We start from the raw sequence: 21,566 nt of genomic DNA, 5'->3' as shown, positions 1-21,566 counted from the left end.
CCGGCCCTGTGATTCGATAATGGAGGTCGCGCTGATCACGGTCGGCGACGAACTGCTCGCGGGCGACACGGTGAACACGAACGCCAACTGGCTCGCCGCGGAGCTGAGCGACCGCGGCGTCGCCGTGAAACGGAGTCTCTCGGTGCCGGACGACCGCGCCGTCATCGCGGAGCGCGTCCGCGCGTACGCCGACGCGTTCGACGCCGTGATCGTCACCGGCGGGATCGGCGGAACCCCGGACGACGTGACGCTGGAGGCGGTCGCGGACGCGTTCGACCGCGAGCTGGCTCCGACCGACCTGACGCGCGAGGCGGTCGAGGAGCGGCTGGCCGAGGTCCGCGAGCGGCTCCCCGACAGCGACGTCGACGTGGACGTCGAGGCCGAGGCCGCGATTCCGACCGGGAGCCGTCCCATTTTAAACGATCCCGGCCTCGCGCCGGGCTGCGTCATCGAGGGCGTCTACGTCATGCCGGGCATCCCCGGGGAGCTGAAGGCGATGTTCGCGTCCGTCGCCGACGAGTTCGCGGGGGACCGGCAGTCGCGGTTCCTCTACACCGTCGAGCCCGAGTCCGACATTATCCCCGCGCTGGAGGCGGTAGGCGAGCGGTTCGACGTCGCCGTCGGCTGTTACCCCGACCGCGAGGCGGAGCACAACCGCCTGAAGGTGACCGCGACCGACGAACGCGCGCTCGACGAGGCGGCGGCGTGGCTGCTGGCGAACGTCAACGCCAGCGAAACCCCGGTGCGGCGCGACTGGGGCGGAGAGTGACGGGTGTCCCACTGCGGAGGTTATAAGCCTCGGCGCCGGTACGTTCACGCGAACGGTTCACGGATCCACGATGTCGACGACGCACGTCACCCGAAAACGGGGAGCGACGAAAGGCGCGAGCAAAAGCGCGACAAAAGGCGCGATAGGGGCGCCGACCGAGTCGCCGAAGCGACGCGTCGCATCAAAACGGCTCCACTCACCAACACGGCGCGTCTCACCAACACGGCGCATCTCACCGAGTCCCGACCGATGACGGACGCCCTGCGCGGCTTCTTCGACGATATCGACGCTCCGAGTCGGTCGCTCGTGGTCGTCAACCGGTCCGAGCCGGAGCCGATCCAGAACCTGCTCGACTCCCTCCTCGAGGGGCAGTCGGTCGGGGTCAGCGAGCTCGACCTCCCGGACGCGGACACGGACGTCGTCTTCCTCGTCGAGGACGGCAAGGTACTCGCTCGCTCCACGCTCGACGAGTTGACCGACTCCGTGCTGCTCATCAACTCCGACCTGTACAAGACCGGCACGGTCGACCTCGATGAAGTCAGGCTTCCGGACGTACTCGCCGGGCTCGACGAGGTCCCCTTCCGGCTTCGCGGCTACCCCCAATCGAGCAAGGAGAAGCTGCTGTTGATCGTCGTCTCCCGCGTCATCGAGCGGTTCGCGGCCGAGGCGGGCGGCGGGACGCTCCGCTCCTCGTTCCAGCGCCTCTCCCGGCTCCAAGACGAACAAGGGACCCGCAGGGTGTACGACATCGTCGGCAACCGTGGCGTCGACGTCCACGTCTACGGAGTCGGCGACGCGGAGCTCTCGTCGCTTCCGGTAACGGTCCACCAGGGTCGGTCGTACCCGTACCGACGGTCCTGGTTCGTCGTCTGCAACCCGCCGCCGGAGGCGGGATCGGACCATCACGCCGCCCTCGTCGCCCTCGAGGACGAGCCGAACGTGTGGGACGGGTTCTGGACGTTCCGCCCGGCGCTGGTCGATCGGATCGACCGCCACGTCGCAACCTCGCTTTGAAACCGGTGGCGCGGGCCGTCCGGGGCAATACGCCGGCGTTCTTCGTCGCCTCACCCGTCAGACAGCTCCGCCCGCGCGGAGCGCCACCCCTCGAAGAAGGCGCCGGCCGGGTGGTAATCGGGCTCCACACCGGGCGGGTCCTGCGCGACGCGGTCGCCGTCGGCGTCCGCGGGCAGTCGCTTCTCGTACCAGACGCCCGCGGGGCCGCGGAACAGGTCGGTCCGGACGAGGAACCGCCGGTGCCAGTCTCGCAACCGATCGGCCTCGTCGGCGTCGCCGTGCACCGCCGCGCGCTCGGCGAGCGCCGCGGACGCGCCTATCGCCTCGGCGAGCGCCCAGCCGTACCGGTCTTCCACGATGGGCGACCCGTCTGCCGCATGGGTGTAGACGAACCCGTTCGCCGACCAGCCGCGGTCGACGGCGGCGTCGAAAAGCTCTCGGGCGCGGGCGTACCAGTCGGTGGTCGCCGCCGAATCCTCGCTCTCTCCGTCTCCGCTCTTGCCGACCCGGTCCTCGCTCTCTTCCTCCTCGTACCGGTCGATCAGCGCGAGCAGCTTCGCCCACTCCACGTGGTGGCCCGGCTGGTATCCCGGGGGCCGGAACTGGTGGCGCGGCTCGTCCGCGTTGTACCCGAAGTCGTGCTCCCAGTCGGCGGTGTAATGCTCCCACAGCAGGCCGTCCGTCTCGGCGGCGAACTCGACCGTGATCGCCTCGGCGACGTGGCGTGCGCGGTCGAGGTAGTGTGCATCGCCCGTCGCCTCGTAGGCGGCGAGAAACGCCTCACAGGCGTGCATGTTCGTGTTCTGGCCGCGGTACGGCTCCCGCTCAATCCAGTCGGCGTCGCAGTCGCTCCGGAGGAGGCCCCGGTCGTCGCAGAATCGGTCGTCGATCAGTTCTCGGGTCGCGTGAAGGTCACGCTCGGCCCACTCGATCCCGGCGTCGACCGCGCGGGCGTACGCCAGCAGGACGAACGCGTGTCCGTACGCCGACCGCGTCCGATCGACTGGCTCGCCGTCCGCGTCGACGACGAGGCGGTATCCCCCGTCATCGGCGCGATGGGCCTCGCGGAGGAACCGCAGGCCGTGTTCGGCGGCGGCGAGACACCAGTCGGGGCCGTCGGCGAGCGCGCCGAGGGCGAAGTTGGCGACCGAGCGGCAGGTCGCGACGAGGTGCCGCCGGTCCCCGGCGTACGGGTCCCCGGTCGTCGGATGGAGGAGGCGGTAGCCGCGGTCGGCCAGCGTGTCGGGGTACTGTACGCGAAGGACCGAGAGCAGCCGCGCTCGGTGCGATTGTGCTCGCGTTCGGACCGCCTCGCGCGTCGGCTCGTTCATCGGTGTCCGGTTAGTCCGCGATCGGATAAAGACGGTCCGTTTCGGGTGTCGTCACTCCGCCCGGAGCGCGCCGGCCAAGTCGTCGGCCACGTCCGCGATGGCCTCCCTCGCCCGGTCCACCTCGCGGAGCGTCATGAACCCGTGTACCTGGTCCGCGTAGTTTTCATAGCGCGTCGGCACCCCGTCCCGGACCAGCTGTTCGGCGTACGCCCTCCCGCCGTCGCGCAGCGGGTCGAAGCCGGCGGTGACGACCGTGGCGGGGGCGACGCCGGACACGTCGCCCGCGTTCGTCGGGTCGGCGTACGGGTTGCGCTCGTGGATCTCGTGGTCGTAGTAGCACTCCGTGAACCACTCCAAGTCCGCCTCATCGAGAACGATACCGGCGTGCTCCTCGACGGACGGCTGGCCGGCTTCGACGCCGACGCCGGGGTATAAAAGCGCCTGGTACGCGATCTCGGGGCCGTCGCGCTCGGCGGCCATGAGCGCGGCGGCGGCGGCGAGCGCGCCCCCGGCGGAGTCGCCCGCGACCGCGACCCGACCGGTGCCGTCGATCGCGTCCTGGTTGGCGGTCGCCCACTCCACCGCCGCGTACGCGTCTGCGACCGCCGCGGGGAAGGGGTGTTCGGGCGCGAGCCGGTAGTCGACCGAGAGGACGGCGCAGCCGCTCTCCCGCGTGAGGTGTCGACAGAGCCAGTCGTGGGTGCCGATGCTGCCGAACACGAACCCGCCGCCGTGGAAGAAGACGACCGTGGGGAACGGGCCGTCGCCGTCGGGCAGGTACAGCCGAACGTCGAGGTCGCCGGCAGGGCCGGGGATCGTTCCTTCGACGGTCCGACCGACCTCGGGTGGATCGCGGTTCTGGATCCACGTCACCGGCCCCGTAACGAGGCGGGCGAGCTTCACTCCCCACCGGCTGTGCGGCAGCGGGAACCGCTCTTGTTGCTTGACCGCCGCTCTCGCTTGCGGATCGATCTCGTCGGCGTGCATGGTCGACCCAGTGGCGAGGTGAGAGTAAACCTTGGGGCCGGGGATCGGGTGGGAACGTATTTGCCGTCGTGGAAGAACACACGCGTACGAACGACGCGGCGTCGATCTCTCCGATATGAGCGAGGACCAAGCGACCGCAGACCCCGAGGAGGCCGGTGCGTTAGCGACGTTCCGTCAGTTCTTCGCGTTGGAACGGGACGTGCTGGTGGTGTCGCTGGCGATGTTCGCGTTCAGCCTCGGCTTCCAGATGACGAACCGGTTCCTCCCGGAGTACGTGGTGGCGCTGGGGGCGTCCGGGTTCGTCGTCGGCCTGTTCGGAACCTTCGGCAACGTCATCTCCGCGCTGTACCCGTACCCCGGCGGAGCGATCTCCGACCGCATCGGGTCGCGGTACGCGCTGACGGTCTTCGGGCTCGTGTCGACCCTGGGCTTCGCCGTCTGGCTGATCGCGCCGACCGTCGGGACGGTCACGGTCGCGGGCGTGACGATCGAACCGTGGATCTGGATCTTCGTCGGGCTCGTGCTCGCGCAGGCGTGGAAGTCGTTCGGCCTCGGCGCGACCTTCGCCGTGGTCAAGCAGGCGACGGACCCGTCCCGGCTGGCCGCCGGCTTCGCGAGCACCGAGACGTTCCGCCGTACCGCGTTCCTGGTCGGTCCCGTCCTCGCGGCGGTCCTCATCGGCCTTCACCCGGCGTTCACGGTGAGCTTCCGATACGTGCTCGCGGCCGCGGTCGTCTTCGGCGTCGTCGGGACGCTCGTCCAACACGTCCTGTACGACGCGAGCGGTGACTCCGTCGGCGGCGGGCGGTTCGAGGGCGTTGCCCGGATCCGGAGGGACCTCCGCGAGATGCCCGACCCGCTTCGCCCGCTGTTGATCGGTGACACCCTCGTCCGGTTCGCGAACGGGATGGTGTACGTCTTCTTCGTGCTCGTCGTCACGCGGATCTTTTCGGTCGGAGTGGAGACGACGGCCGGCGTCGGCGGGGCCGTCTACGCCGTGGACCTCTCGCCGCAGGCCTTCTTCGGCTACCTGCTCGGCGTCGAGATGGTCGTCGCGCTGGTCACGATGGCCCCGGCGGCGAAGCTGGCCGAGCGGGTCGGGCTCAAACCGATCGTCGCGCTCGGCTTCTCGGTGTACGGTACGTTCCCCCTCGTGCTTATTTTCGGCCCCGAACTCCTCTCACCGGTCGTCTCGACTCAGTGGGCGCTCGTCCTCGTCTTCGCGTTCTCCGGCCTTCGGTTCGCCGGCCTCCCCTCGCATAAGGCGCTGATCGTCGGCCCCGCGGAGCGCGGCGCCGGCGGCCGAGTCACCGGGACCTACTACCTGCTCCGGAACACGATCGTCATCCCGAGCGCCGCGATCGGCGGGTATCTCTGGGACTTCGTCAGCCCCGAAGTCGCCTTCGCCGTCGCCGCCGTGATCGGTATCATCGGGACCGGTTACTTCCTCGTCTTCGGCGAGGAGTTCGATGCGCACGCGTGAGATCGTGGAACGGGTCACCGGTGTTGCCCACCGACGGTATCAGAACGTCAGCGGCGCCGCGTCACCCCACTGCGGCTCGAACTGGTCTTTCACGCTCGTCGCGAACTCCGCGTCCTTCACGTCGATCATCGCGAACGGCTCGTCGCCGGAGAGCGGGTGCGGTACCTCGATGCAGACCTCGATCCCGTCGAAGACGGAGAAGGTCCCGTCGACGCCGGCGGTCGTTCGCACCTCGAATCCCGCCATGTCCGTGAGGTCTGCGGTGTACCGCCGCCCGACGCTCCGCGGGAGCGCGTCGACAGTCTCCGGCGAGAGGAGTACGCGGATCTCGACGCCTCGCTCCAACGCCGCCTCCAACTCGTCGGTCACCCGCTCGCCGATCGTCCCGAGGTCGAAGCCCGTCGCGGGCGCGCCGGCGACGACGACCATCCGGCGCTCGGCGGCCGCGATCCGCTCTAAGAGGAGGTCAGTCGCGTCCTCCGCGCCGACGGCCGCGGTCCAGAACTGTCCGTCGACGGGCTCGCCCGCGTCGAGCTCCGAGGAGAGGTCCGAAACGACCTCCTCGTACTGTTCCGCCTGCGTCTCCAGCTCCTGTTTCTTCTCCTCTAACAGCCGGTCGAGTGCGGCGTCCGGCTCCACCGCCGCGTACTTCTTCGGCCGGCTGGCCGCCTGACTCCGGACCAGGTTGTGCTGTTCCAAGCTGTTGAGCACGTCGTACACCCGCCCCATCGGGACCTCGCTGGCCCGCGAGAGGTCCTTCGCCGTCGTCGGCCCGGTGCGCAAGAGCGCGCGGTACGCGCGCGCCTCGTACTCGGAGAGCCCCAGATCGCGAAGCGATGCCATACCGATTCATCTGTCGGGACCAGTATAAACACGTCGACGGTTTACACGACTCGACGGTGGTCGTCAGCCGGACTCGGCACCGTCGGGTCCGACACGGATACCGGACCGAAACACTCCGATCGGGAAATCCGTAGCGCGTCGGGGCCGTCACTCAACCGTCTCGCTGACCCGCGTCATCAACTCGTCCGGTGTTTCTGCGGGCTCTGAGGCGGCGTCCCCCGCGAGTACGACCGCCGAGCCCGCCGACACCGACCGCGGTGCGGGCGCGTCCTCTCGGTGGGCGTTCGGGACGACCACCTTCTCGTGGTCCGCGACTCGCCACGCGGCGCGGTGGAGGTCGCTTTCGGGTTCGTCGCCGACGGCGACCACGGTAGTGCCGCGGAGGAGCCGTCCCGCGAGGCTGCCGTACCCGGCGACCTGCACGCTCAGTCGTTCGGTGGCGCCGGCGAAGGACTCGGCCGTCTCGCGGGCGACCGCCTCGTAGCGCTCCTCGCCGGTCAGCGCCGCCAGATCGAGCAGGGCGGTCGCCATCTCCACGTTGCCGTCGAGCGGGCGGAAGGGCCGGTCGAGCAGCCCCGCGCCCGACCGCGGCCCGTCGACGAAGGAGCCGTCGACGTGCAGCCGGTCGATCGCTCGGTCTGCGACCGCGCGAGCAACGGGAGCGCCCTCACCGAGGACGCCGGCGGCCCGCGTGTACGCGCTGACGACGCGAGCGGTGTCGGCCAGCAGGTCCGTCTCGCCGACCTCGTCGCTGCCGCGGTAGTGGGTCACTTCGCCGGAGTCGGCGTCGATCAGGTCGCGTTCGAGCCCGTCGAGGATCCGCTCGGCGTACTCCCGCGCGCGCTCGTCGTCGGTGTAGGCGGCCACCGCGAGCAGGGCGTCGGCCGCGAGCGCGTTCCCGCCCGCGAAGGCGGTCAGATCCTGGCGGGGTGAGTCGAGTTCGTCACGGTCAGCGGCGGAGACTGAGTAGTAGGCGCGTCCGAGCCCCGGGCCGACGCTTCCGCCGACGCCGTAGCCGGTCCAGAGGTCGTCGGTGAGAAAGTCGACCGCGTCGGTCGCGGGCTCCAGGTACGCCTCGTCGCCCGTGTAGAGGTAGGCGTTCGCGAACGCTCGGGTGACGGCCGCGTTCGTGTCGATCGGCTTCTCGTAGGCCACGTCGCCCCAGTCGGGCGTCCCCGCAAACCGGAAGAAGCCGCCGGCCACGTGGTCGGCGAGGTGATCGCGCACCGCGTCGAGCGTTCGGAGCGCGCGGTCGCGGTCGCGCTTCAGCGCGAACTCGACGGTGCGAGGGAGCGGAAACTTCGCGTCCGACCCCCAGCCGGCGTGTTCCTCGTCGTACTTCACCTCGATCTGGCCGGCGAGGTGGCTCTCGATCGCGTCCGATAGCTCCCCGCTCGGCGGGAGGTCGGCGTCGAGCGCGCGCGGAACGCGACCGGCGTCTCGGCCCTTCTCGGCCCACATCCCTCGGACCGATTCGAGCACCTGTCGCATCCCGTCCACGTCGAGGTAGCCCGCGCCGGTGAGCAGTTCGCCGTCGGGCGTGAGGAAGGCGGTGGTCGGGAACCCGCCCATGTTGTACCGCTCGCGCACCCGCGGGTGCCGGTCGACGTCGACGCGGATCGGGACGAATCCCTCGTTGACGTTGGCGGCGATCCGCGGCTCCGCGTAGGTGATCGCGTCCATCTCGTGACAGCCCTCACACCAGGTGGCGGAGAGCGAAAGCAGGACCGGACAGTCTCGCTCGTCGGCCTCGGCGAAGGCCGCTGGGCCCCAGTCGCGCCACTCGACGTGCGTCTCGTCGGTCATACCGACAGTCGGGTGGGCCGGTGGGTAAGCGCTTCGAGACCGGTTGCTGAGCGGAAGAACAGGAGGGCACGCAGTCGGCGGAGGGCGCGCAGTCGGCGGTGGCGATGCGATCCGGAGGGCTCGGTGGCCTCAGCGCTTGTAGTCGTGGCCGAGCGCGAGCGCGAGGGCGTTCGCGAACAGCAGGCCGACGAACAGCTGCCCGGTGCCGCCGTCGAGCCCCGAGTACAGCAACACGGGATAGGTGGCCGGGATGGCGACCGCCGCCCAGAAGGCGGCGGCCTTCACCGTGCCGGTCATCAGTCCGGCGACCTGCCGGCCGGAGGCGAGACGCGTGGAAGCGGGGGTTGACATGGACACTACAGCCTACAGTTGGTGACCTGATATAGCCCGCAGAGGGTTCGGACGATTTTACCACGTTTTCTCGGAGGGTAGCGACGTTTTAAAACGGGCTCAAAAGCGGTTTAATTCTTTATCGGGTTCTCTCACGCTTTTTCATCAGATCAACGATGATCGTCGTGATAGCGATTCGATCAGCGACGCTACCCGGCCCGAGACGACGCCGTGACACAGAGAGACGACGCCGTGACACAGAGAAGTCTTCGCGCCTACGAGACGCCCTTATGTTAGGCCGTCGTAACGGCGCTATGACCCAACTCACGCGTCGAACGGCGATACACGGCATCGGGACGGGGGGCGTCCTCGCCCTCGCCGGCTGCACCGACGACGGCGAGGATGGAGTCGACAGCGGGTCCGCCGTCACCGACACGGCAGTCTATCAGGTCGGGGGCGCACTCACCGGTCCCGCGTGGGACCGCGAGTCGCGACGCGGATTCTGCACGCTGGTCACCGACAAAGCCGAGAGCCGATGGCTGTTCGACGACGCACCCGTGGGGACGGGGGAGTTCGTCGAAGCGACCGACTTCTCATCCTCCGTCCTCGTCTACGTCGAGTCGGTCGGGCCGACCACCTGTTACAACCGGATCGACTTCGCCGACGTCAGCATCGAGGACGGGACGCTCACCGCGAGCGCTACTGTCGAGAACACCGCCGCCGCCGACGAGGCGTGCGGCGAGGCGATCACCTACTCGGCCGCGCTGCTCCGGGTCACGGCCGACCCGCTGCCGGACACGCTCCGGCTTTCGGTGACGAACGGCTGGGGAGAGACCGCAGAGCTGACCGGCGAGGAGGACGTTCGCGATCCCGACGAACTCGCCGGATTCGTCAGACCTGACGACGACCCGCAGACAGTTCCCGTGTCGCTTGACTGCGAGGGAGACGACTTCGAGGGAGACGACTTCGAGCGGCGTCCCTCCGCCTACTCGAACGGCGTGTCGTTCAAAGCGCTGTTGAATCCCTCAACGAGTGAATAATTCACACTCAGGTCGAGTCAGTGTAGACACGGCAGCGATCGATGGCGGGAGTGGGTATTGCAGATCGGTTGCGGCAAAACGATATTTAACTGATCATGAGCGAAGGCGGTGATTACTTATAAAGACGGTGTGGTGGTGCGCCCCGGTGCGCGGCCCAGTGGGCCGCGAACCGACGGTGCGAGGGACGCCGCGAGCGGCGAGGCTGGGGAGGTGTGAGGCTGCGGTCTCGCGAGTGACCGGAGGGAGCGAGCGGGAGCACGGAAGTCTTGACCGCCGGCACGTCGATCACATATAAGCAGCCGACAGCAACACCACTTTTTCACTTATAAACAATCACTCCACTGTCTCGATATACTCGCTCTCGCTATCGATAGCCGCCGTGTCCGTACCGGCTACACCCGGACTAGAAGCTGTCTCCTAGTGAGGATTTCACTAGAGCCGGATAGTTGTTCGATCCTCTTCCTGATCATCCGACCAGCTTGAACTCGGCGCCCAGCGGCGGGCCGTCCGGGATTCCCCAGTAGACGAAGCGGTGTGTACCGGCCCCGAGCGGCGGACAGACCGCCAGGTCTCGATCGGGAACCGCCGACGCGATCGCCGCTTCCTCGAGATCGATCGACCAGATGTACGCGCTACCCGCGTCGAACGTCTCCTCGGTTCGGGGGAGTTCGATCGGCTCGCCCGCGGTCGACCCGCGGACCTCGAGCCACCCCTCGCTCGTCTCGCGCTGGAGCGAGTAGGCGTGCTTACCGAGGATGGTCGCCGACTTGTCGCCGGTGTTGCGGAGCACGAGTCGCATCGACTGGCCGTACGTCTCGGCGTTCCCCTCTGTCGCCAGTTCGAATCGCGTCCCGGCGGCGTCGACGATAGTCCCCTCGACCGGCTCGTCGAAGGGGGCCGTCAGCCGGACGAACGCGTCGTCCTCGCAGGTCAGCGTCTCCGGAACCCCCTCGGGACCCTGCGGGCCGTCGCCGGCAGCAAAGTCGAGACAGCCGGCGACCCCGACCGAGCCGACGGCGGTGAGAGTCGCCGCGCCTGTCGCCAACAGATCGCGTCGCGTGCGCTTCATACGACCTGTTGGGACGCGACCGGCTTGAACCGTCCGCGTCGTCGGTACCCCTGTCGACGCGCCTCGCTCACGCCCGGGCTCGAAACCGACTCCCGCTCCGCGTTCGGAACCGCTTTCCCGTCGGCCGGCGCAAAGTGGCCTATGGAGCTGTTCGGATCCAGCGGCATTCGAGGGGTTGCGCTCCGGTATCTCACCCCGGAGCTCGTCCTCGACATCGCGATGGCCGCCGGCACGACCTGGGAGGCAGACCGGGTCGCCGTCGCCCGCGACACCCGTACCACCGGCGAGCTGTTCGCCAACGCCGCCGCGAGCGGGCTGGCCGCGGTCGGCTGCGACGTCGACCGCCTCGGCGTTATTCCGACGCCAGCTGTCGGCAACTACTGCGAGGCCGCCGGCGTTCCCTGCGTGCTCGTCACCGCCTCGCACAATCCGCCGGAGTTCAACGGGATCAAGCTCGTCGGTGACGACGGCGTCGAGCTGTCGGTCGACGTGCTCGAACGCGTCGAGCGCCGGGTCCTCGACGACGACTACGATCACGCGGACTGGCAGAATGCGGGCGTCACTACCCGAGTCGAGGGCGCCGTCGACGACTACGTCGACCAGCTTATCGACGCGGTCGACGCCGAGGCGATCGCGGACGCGGACCTCACGGTCGCGGTCGACCCCGGCCACGGCGCGGCGTCGGTGTCGTCGCCGCGGATCTACCGCGAGCTGGGCTGTGAAGTGCTAACGGTGAACGCGACGCCGGACGGTCACTTCCCCGGACGAGATTCGGAGCCGGTCTCCGAGAATCTCAGCGACCTCCAACGGCTCGTCGCGACCACCGACGCCGACGTGGGAATCGCGCACGACGGTGACGCGGACCGTGGGGTGTTCGTCGACGAGACCGGCGCGTTCGTCGACGGCGACACCTCGTTCGCGGCGATGGCGGACGCCTGCCTCGAACCCGGCGACGCCGTCGTCAGCGCGGTGAACGTCTCCCAGCGACTCGTGGACGTCTGTGACGCCAACGACGCCGATCTGGAGCTGACGCCCATCGGCGCAACGAACATCATCACGCGGACCCGCGAGCTCCACGAAGAAGGGACGAACGTCCCCATCGCCGGCGAGGGGAACGGCGGGGTGTTCTTTCCGCCGTACCGGCTCTCGCGGGACGGCGCGTACATCGGCGCGCGCTTCCTCGAACTGCTCGCGGCCGCCGACGGCCCGGTCAGCGAGGTGGTCGCCCCCTACGCCGACTACCACTTCGTGCGGCGCAACGTCGAGTACGCGGACGACGACGAGCGAGACGAGATGCTGTCGGCCGCGCGCGCCTACGTTGAGACCGCGGACGCGGAGCCGAACACGACCGACGGCTATCGGCTCGACTACGGGGACGCGTGGGTGCTCGTGCGCCCCTCCGGGACCGAGCCGAAAATCCGGATCTACGCCGAGTCCGCCGACGCCGACCGCGCCGAGCGGCTCGCGACGGACATGTACGTCGCGGTCGAGAGCGGGCGATAGCGGCGCGCACAGTCACGTCGCATGTACAAGCAATCCTCAGCGACAGCGACCGTTCACTCCGAGACGACGGCCATCGCCGGCTCCGACAGGCACTTCGCCCACTGCATCGCGCTCGCGGCGTCGTTGAACGGCTCGGCATCGACTCCTTCGACGTCGATCGTCCGTTCGAGGTACCGCCGCTTGGGGCGCTCCGCGACCACCGCAAACCGCGTCACGCCGCGGTCGGCGGCGGCCCGCGCCGCGAGCCGGAGCGTCTGTCGGCCGGCGTCCGAGCAGGGGCGCGTCGTCCGCACAATGAGCACGACCGCGTCGATCTGCCGCTCTGCCGTCACCGTCTCCCACCGCTCGAGCAGCGACTCGCCGTCCGACGGGGAAATCCCCGTCCCGTGTGGGAACTCGACGACGAGTATCCCGTCGTCGAGTCGGATCGACCATCGCTCACTCAGTTCCATGTCATAGCTTCTCACCTGTCGGTTAATAAATGTGCGGAGTTAAATATCAAATTCAATATTTACAAGGAGAATCCGTGACCGCTTTGTATTGGCACTGAAAGGGAGTCTGTTACGGGTTCGACCGTCAATAGCTTCGACTCGACGATCGAGTTGTGTCCCGCTATCGGTTGTGAGACCTGATCGTTCGCATAACGTATACGACAAGTGGTCTGCCAGAAACACGAACGCCGGCCGCCGCCGCCTGCCAGCACTGGTGGCGGTTTTTGAGCGACCGCCGCTACTGTCGGCTTTCCGTCGCCTCTCTTTCGCCGACCGTCTCAACGACGACTTGCGCGAGCGCCTCGAAGTCGGCGTCGTCGGGGATCACGTCGACGTCGATTCCGCAGTCAGCGGCCGTCTCCGCCGTCGGTGATCCGATCGCGCCCACGACCGCGTCGTTCAGCCCCGCGATCGCCGTCTCGCGGACGCCCCGCTCCGCCGCGGCGTCGAGGAAGTGCGTCACCGTGAGCGACGAGGTGAACGCGGCGGCGTCGAGATCGCCCGCGGCGGCCAGTTCGGCGGACTCGCCGGCCCCCCGCGGGCGCGTCAGCCGGTAGAGTACCGTCTCGTTCACGGTCGCGCCGGCCTCGCGGAGCCCCGCCAAGAGCACGTCGCTGCCGTGGTCAGACCGCGCCACCTCGACGGACTCGCCGTCGACGCGACTCTCCAGCGCCGCCACCAGCCCGGCGGAGGTGTACTCGTCCGGCACGAGGTCGACGGTCCAGCCCGCCGTCCGCGCCGCGTCCGCGGTCGCGGGGCCGATGGCGGCGAGCGTCGCGTCACCGGGCTCCCAGCCCGCCTCGGCGGCCAGTTCGACGCCCGTCTTGCTCGTGAGGACGACGTACGCCGCGTCACCGGGGGTCGCGCCCGTCGGCTCGACCGTGAGCATCGGGTCGGCGACCGGGTCGGCACCGAGCGACGCCAGAAGCGTCTCCGCGTCTTCGATCCGCTCGTCGGCGGGGCGGAAGACGGCGACGCGGGGGGAATCGGAGGCGACGGTCGGGGGAGTAGAGTCGCCGTCGCTCATGCGCCGTCACCTCGCCTCTCGTCGTTTTCGAGGAACTCGACGACCCGATCGCGCGGCGCGGCCACGTCGCCGATCACGGTGATCGCGGGTGGCTCGATCCCCGCCTCGTCGCGCACGTCGACGATGGTGTCGAGGGTGCCGGTCGCGACGCGCATGTCGGGCCACGTCGCGCGCTCAACGAGGGCGACCGGAGTGTCGCCGTCGAGGCCGGCGTCGCGGAGCTCCGCGGTGTACGCCGGGAGCTTCCCGACGCCCATCAGGACGACGATGGTGCCGCCGGTGGCCGCGAGCGCGTCCCAGTCGACCGCCGACTCTTCTTTCGTCGGGTCCTCGTGGCCTGTGACGAAGGAGACGGAAGAGGCGTGGTCGCGGTGCGTCACCGGGATTCCGGCGACTGCCGGGCCCGCGATTGCGGAGGTGACGCCGGGGACGACCTCGAAGGGAATCCCGGCCTCGGCGAGGTGTTCGGCCTCCTCGCCGCCGCGCCCGAAGACGAACGGGTCGCCGCCCTTCAGCCGGACGACCGACTTCCCCTCGCGCGCCAGCTCGACGAGGCGCCGGTTCGTGTACTCCTGCGGGGTCCACTCGCCGCCGGCGCGCTTCCCCACATCCTCGCGCTTCTCTTCGGGAATTCGCCCGAGGATCTCCGGGCCGGGGAGCTTGTCGTGGAGCACCACATCGGCCGACTCGATCAGCTCTGCGGCCTTCACCGTCAGCAGATCCGGGTCGCCCGGACCGGAGCCGACGAGGGAGACGGTGCCGATGTCGCTCGGCTGCTCGTCGTCGCCGCCCGAATTCTCCCCCTCACTCATCGTCCGCCTCCGCTCGGGTCCCCTCGTCGGCCCCGGCCTCCTCGCGCGCCGCCTCGATCAGGTCGGCGGCGCCCCGGTCGGCTAAGTCCGCCGCGAACTCCTCGGCGGCCTTCGCGTGCGACCGGATCGGGAGGTCGCGGGTGTCGGCCACCTCCTCGGTGCCGTCGGTCGAGAGCACCCGGACGCGGGTGTGGACGTGCTCGCCCTGCACGAGCGCCGAGACGCCGATCGGGGCGACGCAGCCGCCGTTGAGTTCGCCGAGGATCGTGCGCTCGACGGTGACGGCGACGCGGGTCCGCGGGTGATCGATCGCGGAGCGTACGTCCTCGATGACGTCCGGGTCGGTCGCGGTGACCGCGATGGCGCCCTGTCCAGCCGCGGGGACGAACTCCTCGCGGGGGAGCCGGGTCGTCGGCACGTCGTGGAACAGGTCGGAGCGCCGGAGTCCAGCCTCCGCGAGGACGATCGCGTCGTACTCCGTCTCGACTTTCCGCTCCATCGCCGAGCGCTCCAGATCGGAGAGCGAGTCGAACCACTCCTCGACGGTCTGGTCGAACTCCTCGTCGATCTCGGTCTCCTCTCCCGCGTCGTCCTTGTCGTCGCTGAGCGCGTCCCAGTTCGGCTCGTCGGGGTCTCCGTCGCCGTCCGCTCCTTCGTCGTCGCTTCCTCCCTCGTCCGCCGTCTCCGCGCGCGCTTCCCCCGAGGCGATCAGTCGGCGTTCGTGTTCCGCCTGCAGGCCCGGCGCGAGCAGCTTCTCGATCCGGGTGTCGACGTTGCCGCGGAGGGGCTCGACCACGAGGTCCGGCCGCGCGGCCTTGATCTGGGCGGTCCGCCGGAGCGATCCGGTCCCGACGACGGCGCCGGACGGGAGGTCCTCGATGCCGAGGCCGTCGGGGTGAACGACCACGTCGCCCGAGGGCGCGCGCTCGGGGACGCCGGCGACGGCCATGTCGTCCATCCCCTCGGTGGGGACGTCCTTCAGCGAGTGGACGGCGAGGTCGGCGTCGCCGTCGAGAACCTCTTCATCGAGCGCGCGGACGAACGCCCCCGTCTTGCCGAGGCGGTGGATCAGCTCGTCGGGGATCTGGTCGCCGCGGGTCTCGACGCGTCGGAGTTCCACGTCGCGGCGGCGGCTCGACAAGGCGTCGCGGACGGTCCCGGCCTGTCGGAGGGCCAGGTCCGACCCGCGCGTGGCGAGCCTGAGTGTATCGGTCATATCCGGATCGAGGCCCCCCGCGTTCAAAAGCGCACTAGTTCGGTCGTCGCGGTGGGGCGCTGGCGGAATGGGGGGTGCAACGTGAATATTTATAAGGACAATTGGCGCGCGCCTCCGAGCGCCCACCGGGCGCGAGGAGCGTCGTGCGAGGGACGCGGCGACCGGAGGGAGCCGCGAGGCTGGGGAAGCGTGAGGCTGCGGTGCTGTGGGTGGGACTCAAAGGGGCAGCCGCGAGGACGGCGCAGGCGTTCACGAGAGCAGAAGCTCTCGTGAGCCAATCAGAACGCAAGCGTTCTGATGACGACGTAAGCACCACAGGAACGAGCGAAGCGAGTGACGAGGAGCGCAGCGAGCGTGCGCCGTCCTCGCGGCTGGGGCTTTGGCGGTGTTCACCGTCGATCTGCCGTCAACGACGTTAAAGCGAGCGGCTGGGGCTTTGGACGTGTTTATCATCGATCCGATGCCAACGACTTATAAACGAACGGACGGGAGTTTGAATGCGGCCACTGCGATAGCAACGAGTTATACGGAATATTCGAGGCGTCGATATGCGTGAACAAAACCATCACGAGCCCGAAGCCGTCTGAGCCGTCGCTGACATTGAGAGAGTACATTTCGTGTGTTCTCCGAGGTGGTTGTAGGCTGTGTCGGATATTCAGTCCCGCGAGTTGTGAGAGTAGGTTTCGTGTGTTCTTGAGACATTTGCGTGGCCTATCGGGTACCCTAGACCCGCGAGCCGCCTAAAGTGAGAGAGTACATTTCGTATGTTCTTGAGAAAGTAACGTAGAAAACCGGGTGCATGCAAGCCGGTTGCAGGAGATACAATAAGACGTAGAAGCACGCGAAACTCACGAACAGTAGTTTTATAAATAAATAGATTGATGCTCTTCTCAACGGATGTCGGGGCCCTTCAGCAATATTACGGAAACGATTTTTGCCGATAAGTCGGTTCTCACGGAAAGCTACCAACCAGAGACGATTCTCGAACGCGATGAGGAGATCGAAGCGTACAGCCACGCGCTTCAGGACGTATTGTTCGGGCGCGAGCCTGAGAACGTCTTTCTGTACGGAAAGGCCGGTCTCGGGAAGACTGCTGTCACCGAGTATATGATGAACGAGTTGCGGGAAGAGGCGGCAACCCGTGAGGGGGCAGACGACCTACATATCCACCAAATAAACTGTAACGGTCGGACGCTCTTTATGATCGTTCGACAACTGGTCAACCGGTTGTTACCCGAAGCGGCCAGCGACTTCCCGAAGCGGGGGCTCGGTACGGGCGACGCGTTCGACGAACTGTACGCACAACTCGATCGAATCGGTGGAACCCATCTGTTTGTTATCGACGAAATCGACCACCTCGACGACGCAAACACACTCTTGTACGAGCTGCCGCGGGCACGTGCGAACAGCCACATTTCGGAGGCTCTCGTCGGTATCGTCGGCATTAGCAACGACTACACGTTTCGCCAGTCGCTATCGCCGAAGGTCAAAGATACGCTGATGGAGACAGAGATTTCGTTCAGTCCGTACGACGCGGGTGAACTCCAAACGATTCTTCGTCACCGGGCGGAGAAGGCGTTCGTTGACGGTGTTTGTGACCAGTCGTCTATCGCGAAGGCGGCGGCGCTCGCTGCACAGGATATGGGGAACGCACGACAAGCAATCGACTTTCTCCGTGTCGGATCAGAAGTTGCGGAGCGAGAGGGCGACCGACACGTGATCGACGATCACATCGAGCGGGCACGGACGCTCGTCCAGCGGGGCCGTCTCCAGAACAAGATCCGCGATCAGACCCAGCATGGCCAGTATATCCTTGAAGCGATCGCCACGCTTGCCAAAGAGGATGAACTCCCAGCACGATCTAAGGAGATCCAGACAGTGTACGAGACGGTTGCCGACGCCCACGGGACGTCACCGTTGACGACGCTAAAAAGCGTGCAGGACCACCTCTCCGATCTCCACATGCTCGGCTTTCTGATCCGACACGAACAAAATCAGGGTCGAAGCGGCGGACAGTACTACGAGTACGAACTGGATCTCGATCCAAACATCATTGTCCAAACACGCAAGAAGATCGCTGAGCAGACCCGCTGAGTGGATTTTCGGTCGGAGGTCTGCAGTTAAGTACAGAACCGAAGAACAGACGAAAGGTACTCTCCGTATCTCACAGAACACACGAAAGGTACTCTCCGTATCTCACAGAACACACGAAATGTACTCTCTCATAATGTGGACGAGATCACTTCCGAGTCTGTCGAAGAACAGACGAAACGTACTCTCTCGATGTCAGTGACCCACGACTGAAATCTCGGGCTTCGGCCTTGTCTATCTGTGAGACGATCAGGCCCTCTCAGCTATGGGAAACATACGAAATGTACTCTCTGAGTGAGAAAGACGATTCCCACCACACGACAAAGAACACACGAAATGTACTCTCGGGACGCGCTTCACTCATACAAAGCCACCTCCCAGACACTGGCAACACGTACCGGACCGAAGGTGTGTTAGTGCTTGGGGCCCAGATCCGGGTAATGGGAGTTCAGGAGCAGTACCCGTTCGACGTGGAAGCGCTCCGGGCCGATTTCCCGATCCTCGATCGGCTGGTCGGCGGCGATCCGGAGTCGCCCGGCGAAGGCCCCGGCGACGACACCCCGCTCGTCTACCTCGACAACGCGGCCACCTCGCACACGCCGGACCAGGTCGTCGACACGATCGCGGACTACTACCGCAGCTACAACGCCAACGTCCACCGCGGGATCCACCAGCTGAGCCAGGAGGCGTCGGTCGCCTACGAGGAGGCCCACGACACCGTCGCCGACTTCATCGGCGCGTCGGGCCGCGAGGAGATCATCTTCACGAAAAACACCACGGAGGCGATGAACCTCGTCGCCTACGCGTGGGGGCTCGAAGAACTCGGGCCGGGCGACAACGTCGTTCTCTCGCAGATGGAACACCACGCGTCGCTCGTCACATGGCAGCAGATCGGTAAACGCACCGGCGCAGACGTGCGGTTCATCGACGTGACCGACGAGGGGCGGCTCGACATGAAACACGCCGCGGACCTCATCGACGACGACACGCAGATGGTGTCAGTCGTCCACGTCTCGAACACGCTGGGCACGATCAACCCGATCGCGGAGCTGGCCGACCTCGCGCACGACCACGACGCGTACGTCTTCGCCGACGGCGCGCAGTCGGTTCCGACCCGCCCGGTCGACGTCAACGATCTCGGCGTCGACTTCCTCGCCTTCTCCGGGCACAAGATGTGCGGCCCGACCGGCATCGGAGCGCTCTACGGTCGCGAGGAGATCCTCGAGTCCATGCAGCCGTACCTCTACGGCGGCGACATGATCCGGCGCGTCTCCTTCGAGGACTCCACGTGGGAGGACCTCCCGTGGAAGTTCGAGGCCGGAACGCCCTCGATCGCGCAGGGGATCGCCTTTGCGGCCGCGATCGAGTATCTAGAAGAGATCGGTATGGCGAACGTGCAGGCCCACGAGGACCTGCTGGCCGAGTACGCGTACGACGAACTCGAGGCCCTCGGCGGCGTGGAGATCTACGGCCCGCCGGGCGACGACCGCGGCGGTCTCGTCGCGTTCAACGTCGAGGGCGTCCACGCCCACGACCTGTCCAGCATCCTCAACGACTACGGGGTCGCGATCCGCGCCGGCGACCACTGCACCCAGCCGCTCCACGACGAGATGGGGGTCGCCGCCTCCGCGCGCGCCTCCTTCTACCTCTACAACACCGTCGAGGAGATCGACGCTTTGGTGGAGGCCGTCGGCGAGGCCCGCGACCTGTTCGCGTAGACCGGCGAACGCTTTCGTCCACGAGGTGACGGAACCCTTTTGACTCGCACGGGCCTACTTCAAATCGATATGGGAATGGGCTCGGACATGTACCGACAGCAGATCCTCGACCACTATAAGAACCCGCGAAACTACGGGGAACTCGAGGATCCCGACTTCACCCACGTCGGCGAGAACCCCTCCTGTGGCGACACGATCCGGATGCAGGTCGTCCTCGACGACGCGGGCGAGACGATCGACGCGGTGCGGTTCACCGGCGACGGCTGCGCCATCTCGATGGCCTCGGCGAGCATGCTCTCCGAGCGCCTCCACGGGATGTCGATCGCGGAGCTCGACGAACTCGACACCGACGACGTCACCGAGATGCTCGGCGTCGACATCTCCCCGATGCGCGTGAAGTGCGCGGTGCTCGGCCGGCAGGTCGCGCAGGACGGCTCGAAGATCCACCGCGGCGAGCTCGACCCCGACGACCGCACGAAGACCGAGGTGTAGGGCGCTCCCGCCCCCGATCGACTCCGACCGTCCCGAGCCCACCGGACTTTTGCTCGTGAGCCACGTTCGTCCACGTATGAGTGACGGGTTCGACAAGGAGGCCGAACGCGAGAAGCTCCGCGAGAAGCTCGCGGACGACGATGAGAAGCGCGAGCACACCCAGCGGATGTCCGAGCTGCTGTTGCAGGGCGCGACGATGACCAACCGCCACTGCGACGACTGCGGCGATCCGATCTTCCGGCACGACGGCCAGGAGTTCTGTCCGACGTGTCACGCGACCGGCGCGGACGACGGCGCGCAGGGCGGTGTGCAGTCCCCGGACGCGAACGCAACGCCCTCACAGGGGGACACACAAGAAGCGTCGGCGCCTCCGACCGCGGAGCGAACCGCACCATCGGACGCGAGTCAGGACGCGACGAGTCCAGCGACGACGGACCCGACCGCGGCGGATCGGAACGCCGCCACCCCGCGTGCGGCGTCACCGCCCGCCGAGAAATCGCGTGACGAGCCGAGGACGGCTCCATCGGCCGGGCCCGCCGAAACGGGAACCGTCGCGGACGCCCGCGCATCGCTGACGCGAACGTTGGCGCGGTTCGCTCGCGCGGCCGAGGAGACGGACGACCCGCGGCGCGCTCGTGACCACCTCCAGGCGGCGCGCGAGGCGGCGGAGGCGCTGGCGGCGCTGGACTGACGTCTCTCCCCGATCAGCGCTCGAAAACGAGTCCGTAGTGGTACGGCGGAAGGTCGATCTCCCGAGCGAGGCGCAGGTCACTCGCGTCCTCGACGGCCCGGCGGGTCGCCGCCGGCGAGATCCGTAGGTCGGTCGGCGGCCCGCGGGGCTCGCCGTCGATCGTCGTCTCCTCACGCGGACGGTCGTGCCAGTTCACCACCGCGAACCGACCGTTGACGGCGAGTGCGGCGGCGACAGCCTCGACGAACGCGGCGCGGTCCGCGATCCCGTGAAACGCGTTCGCGAGCAGCGCGAAGTCCACTGGCTCGGGGAGCAGCTCCGAGAGCGCACGTGCGTCCCCCTCGACGGCGGTGACGTTGTCGATCCCGTGGTCCGCCGCGAGCGCGTCGAGCTCGGCGAGCAGCGCCTCGTCGACGTCGACCGCGTACACCGTCGCCGGGTCGGCGATACGCGCGGCGGGCAGCGCGAAGTACCCGTTCCCGCTGCCGATTTCGACGACGCGGTCCCCGGGCGTGAGCCCGAGTTGCCTGAGGGTGGCCCCCGGTGTCGGCCACACCCGTCCCCACCAGTCCCAGTCCGGCTGTCCAGTGTTCTGGAAACGGTCCATGTTCGGGCGTGGGACACACGGCGAGTTAGCGATTGGGATCGTTCGTCAACGGTCATGTCTGATAGTCTCCAAGCGGGCCTACCTAGTCTCAATCGGTCACTATAAACCACAGGTACATCAATTTTCAGTATTAATATATATTCTGATAATTATTTGAACAGAGTGAATTAGATCTATATCCGTGGGATCGAAGCCACAGAGAGTTTCGACACGCTTGACGAGAGATCGCTTATAATATGGTATCAG

At 67.3% G+C, this 21,566-nt stretch carries 20 protein-coding genes; 9 read left to right on the top strand and 11 right to left on the bottom strand.

Features of this window, described 5'->3' with window-relative positions; translation table 11 throughout:
* The first annotated feature begins 19 nt into the window (after positions 1-19).
* Together ACNS88_RS13730 and ACNS88_RS13725 are read left to right on the top strand one after the other, a co-directional pair.
* Positions 20-769: a competence/damage-inducible protein A gene (locus ACNS88_RS13730; protein WP_435098799.1), complete on the top strand. Its 750-nt coding sequence runs from the start codon at positions 20-22 to the stop codon at positions 767-769.
* A 249-nt stretch (positions 770-1,018) separates the two neighbouring features.
* A complete protein-coding gene (locus tag ACNS88_RS13725; RefSeq protein ID WP_435098796.1) occupies positions 1,019-1,783 on the top strand; it encodes a DICT sensory domain-containing protein in 765 nt (254 codons plus the stop codon).
* Between the two features lie 50 nt (positions 1,784-1,833).
* On the opposite strand, the gene ACNS88_RS13720 is transcribed toward ACNS88_RS13725, so the two are convergent.
* Both ACNS88_RS13720 and lipP1 read right to left on the bottom strand, forming a co-directional pair.
* On the bottom strand, positions 1,834-3,114 hold the full coding sequence (locus ACNS88_RS13720; RefSeq protein WP_435098793.1) for an AGE family epimerase/isomerase: 1,281 nt from the start codon (positions 3,112-3,114) through the stop codon (positions 1,834-1,836).
* Between the two features lie 51 nt (positions 3,115-3,165).
* A complete protein-coding gene (gene lipP1 / locus ACNS88_RS13715) occupies positions 3,166-4,101 on the bottom strand; it encodes a LipP1 family hormone-sensitive lipase (protein ID WP_435098790.1) in 936 nt (311 codons plus the stop codon).
* 115 nt (positions 4,102-4,216) lie between these two features.
* Between lipP1 and ACNS88_RS13710 the strand changes: the two genes are divergently transcribed.
* Positions 4,217-5,584 (top strand): MFS transporter, encoded by a 1,368-nt coding sequence (locus ACNS88_RS13710; RefSeq protein WP_435098787.1) that lies wholly within the window; start codon positions 4,217-4,219, stop codon positions 5,582-5,584.
* Positions 5,585-5,623: 39 nt separating this feature from the next.
* On the opposite strand, the gene ACNS88_RS13705 is transcribed toward ACNS88_RS13710, so the two are convergent.
* From ACNS88_RS13705 to ACNS88_RS13695, 3 genes are all read right to left on the bottom strand, one after another.
* Positions 5,624-6,427 carry a TrmB family transcriptional regulator gene (locus tag ACNS88_RS13705; RefSeq protein WP_435098784.1) on the bottom strand — a complete coding sequence of 268 codons (804 nt, stop codon included), beginning with the start codon at positions 6,425-6,427 and terminating at the stop codon, positions 5,624-5,626.
* 147 nt (positions 6,428-6,574) lie between these two features.
* Positions 6,575-8,233, bottom strand: coding sequence for a DUF255 domain-containing protein (locus ACNS88_RS13700; RefSeq protein WP_435098781.1), 1,659 nt, complete (start codon positions 8,231-8,233; stop codon positions 6,575-6,577).
* A 129-nt stretch (positions 8,234-8,362) separates the two neighbouring features.
* Entirely contained in the window at positions 8,363-8,584 is a 222-nt protein-coding gene (locus ACNS88_RS13695) for a DUF8028 family protein (RefSeq protein WP_435098778.1), read from the bottom strand.
* Positions 8,585-8,877: 293 nt separating this feature from the next.
* Here ACNS88_RS13695 and ACNS88_RS13690 point away from each other — a divergent pair, with 293 nt between their 5' ends.
* Positions 8,878-9,603, top strand: a complete 726-nt coding sequence (locus tag ACNS88_RS13690; RefSeq protein WP_435098775.1) for a hypothetical protein — start codon at positions 8,878-8,880, stop codon at positions 9,601-9,603.
* Between the two features lie 466 nt (positions 9,604-10,069).
* Here the strand turns inward: ACNS88_RS13690 and ACNS88_RS13685 are convergent, their stop codons facing one another.
* On the bottom strand, positions 10,070-10,672 hold the full coding sequence (locus ACNS88_RS13685; RefSeq protein ID WP_435098772.1) for a hypothetical protein: 603 nt from the start codon (positions 10,670-10,672) through the stop codon (positions 10,070-10,072).
* 141 nt (positions 10,673-10,813) lie between these two features.
* On the opposite strand from ACNS88_RS13685, the gene glmM reads away from it, so the two are divergent.
* Positions 10,814-12,175, top strand: coding sequence for a phosphoglucosamine mutase (gene glmM, locus ACNS88_RS13680; RefSeq protein WP_435098770.1), 1,362 nt, complete (start codon positions 10,814-10,816; stop codon positions 12,173-12,175).
* 53 nt (positions 12,176-12,228) lie between these two features.
* Here the strand turns inward: glmM and ACNS88_RS13675 are convergent, their stop codons facing one another.
* From ACNS88_RS13675 to hemC, 4 genes are all read right to left on the bottom strand, one after another.
* A complete protein-coding gene (locus ACNS88_RS13675) occupies positions 12,229-12,627 on the bottom strand; it encodes a hypothetical protein (RefSeq protein WP_435098767.1) in 399 nt (132 codons plus the stop codon).
* Positions 12,628-12,904: 277 nt separating this feature from the next.
* The gene (locus tag ACNS88_RS13670) at positions 12,905-13,693 is read right to left on the bottom strand and encodes a uroporphyrinogen-III synthase (protein ID WP_435098765.1); all 789 of its coding nucleotides are present in this window, start codon (positions 13,691-13,693) and stop codon (positions 12,905-12,907) included.
* Positions 13,690-14,505, bottom strand: a complete 816-nt coding sequence (gene cobA, locus ACNS88_RS13665; RefSeq protein WP_435098762.1) for a uroporphyrinogen-III C-methyltransferase — start codon at positions 14,503-14,505, stop codon at positions 13,690-13,692. The genes ACNS88_RS13670 and cobA overlap by 4 nt, the downstream gene beginning before the upstream one ends.
* On the bottom strand, positions 14,498-15,721 hold the full coding sequence (gene hemC, locus ACNS88_RS13660; RefSeq protein ID WP_435098759.1) for a hydroxymethylbilane synthase: 1,224 nt from the start codon (positions 15,719-15,721) through the stop codon (positions 14,498-14,500). The genes cobA and hemC overlap by 8 nt, the downstream gene beginning before the upstream one ends.
* An 897-nt stretch (positions 15,722-16,618) precedes the next feature.
* On the opposite strand from hemC, the gene ACNS88_RS13655 reads away from it, so the two are divergent.
* From ACNS88_RS13655 to ACNS88_RS13640, 4 genes are all read left to right on the top strand, one after another.
* Positions 16,619-17,815 (top strand): orc1/cdc6 family replication initiation protein, encoded by a 1,197-nt coding sequence (locus ACNS88_RS13655; protein ID WP_435098756.1) that lies wholly within the window; start codon positions 16,619-16,621, stop codon positions 17,813-17,815.
* Positions 17,816-18,252: 437 nt separating this feature from the next.
* Positions 18,253-19,530, top strand: coding sequence for an aminotransferase class V-fold PLP-dependent enzyme (locus tag ACNS88_RS13650; protein ID WP_435098753.1), 1,278 nt, complete (start codon positions 18,253-18,255; stop codon positions 19,528-19,530).
* Positions 19,531-19,599: 69 nt separating this feature from the next.
* Complete coding sequence (gene sufU, locus ACNS88_RS13645) at positions 19,600-20,022, top strand: Fe-S cluster assembly sulfur transfer protein SufU (protein WP_435098750.1); 423 nt, start codon at positions 19,600-19,602, stop codon at positions 20,020-20,022.
* A 76-nt stretch (positions 20,023-20,098) separates the two neighbouring features.
* The gene (locus ACNS88_RS13640) at positions 20,099-20,713 is read left to right on the top strand and encodes an Sjogren's syndrome/scleroderma autoantigen 1 family protein (RefSeq protein ID WP_435098748.1); all 615 of its coding nucleotides are present in this window, start codon (positions 20,099-20,101) and stop codon (positions 20,711-20,713) included.
* Positions 20,714-20,726: 13 nt separating this feature from the next.
* On the opposite strand, the gene ACNS88_RS13635 is transcribed toward ACNS88_RS13640, so the two are convergent.
* Complete coding sequence (locus tag ACNS88_RS13635) at positions 20,727-21,320, bottom strand: class I SAM-dependent methyltransferase (protein ID WP_435098745.1); 594 nt, start codon at positions 21,318-21,320, stop codon at positions 20,727-20,729.
* Positions 21,321-21,566 lie beyond the last annotated feature (246 nt).

It is taken from the genome of Halorubrum shenae (genome assembly GCF_051194165.1).
Classification (GTDB): domain Archaea; phylum Halobacteriota; class Halobacteria; order Halobacteriales; family Haloferacaceae; genus Halorubrum.
This window is presented reverse-complemented; position numbering and strand designations above follow the sequence as displayed.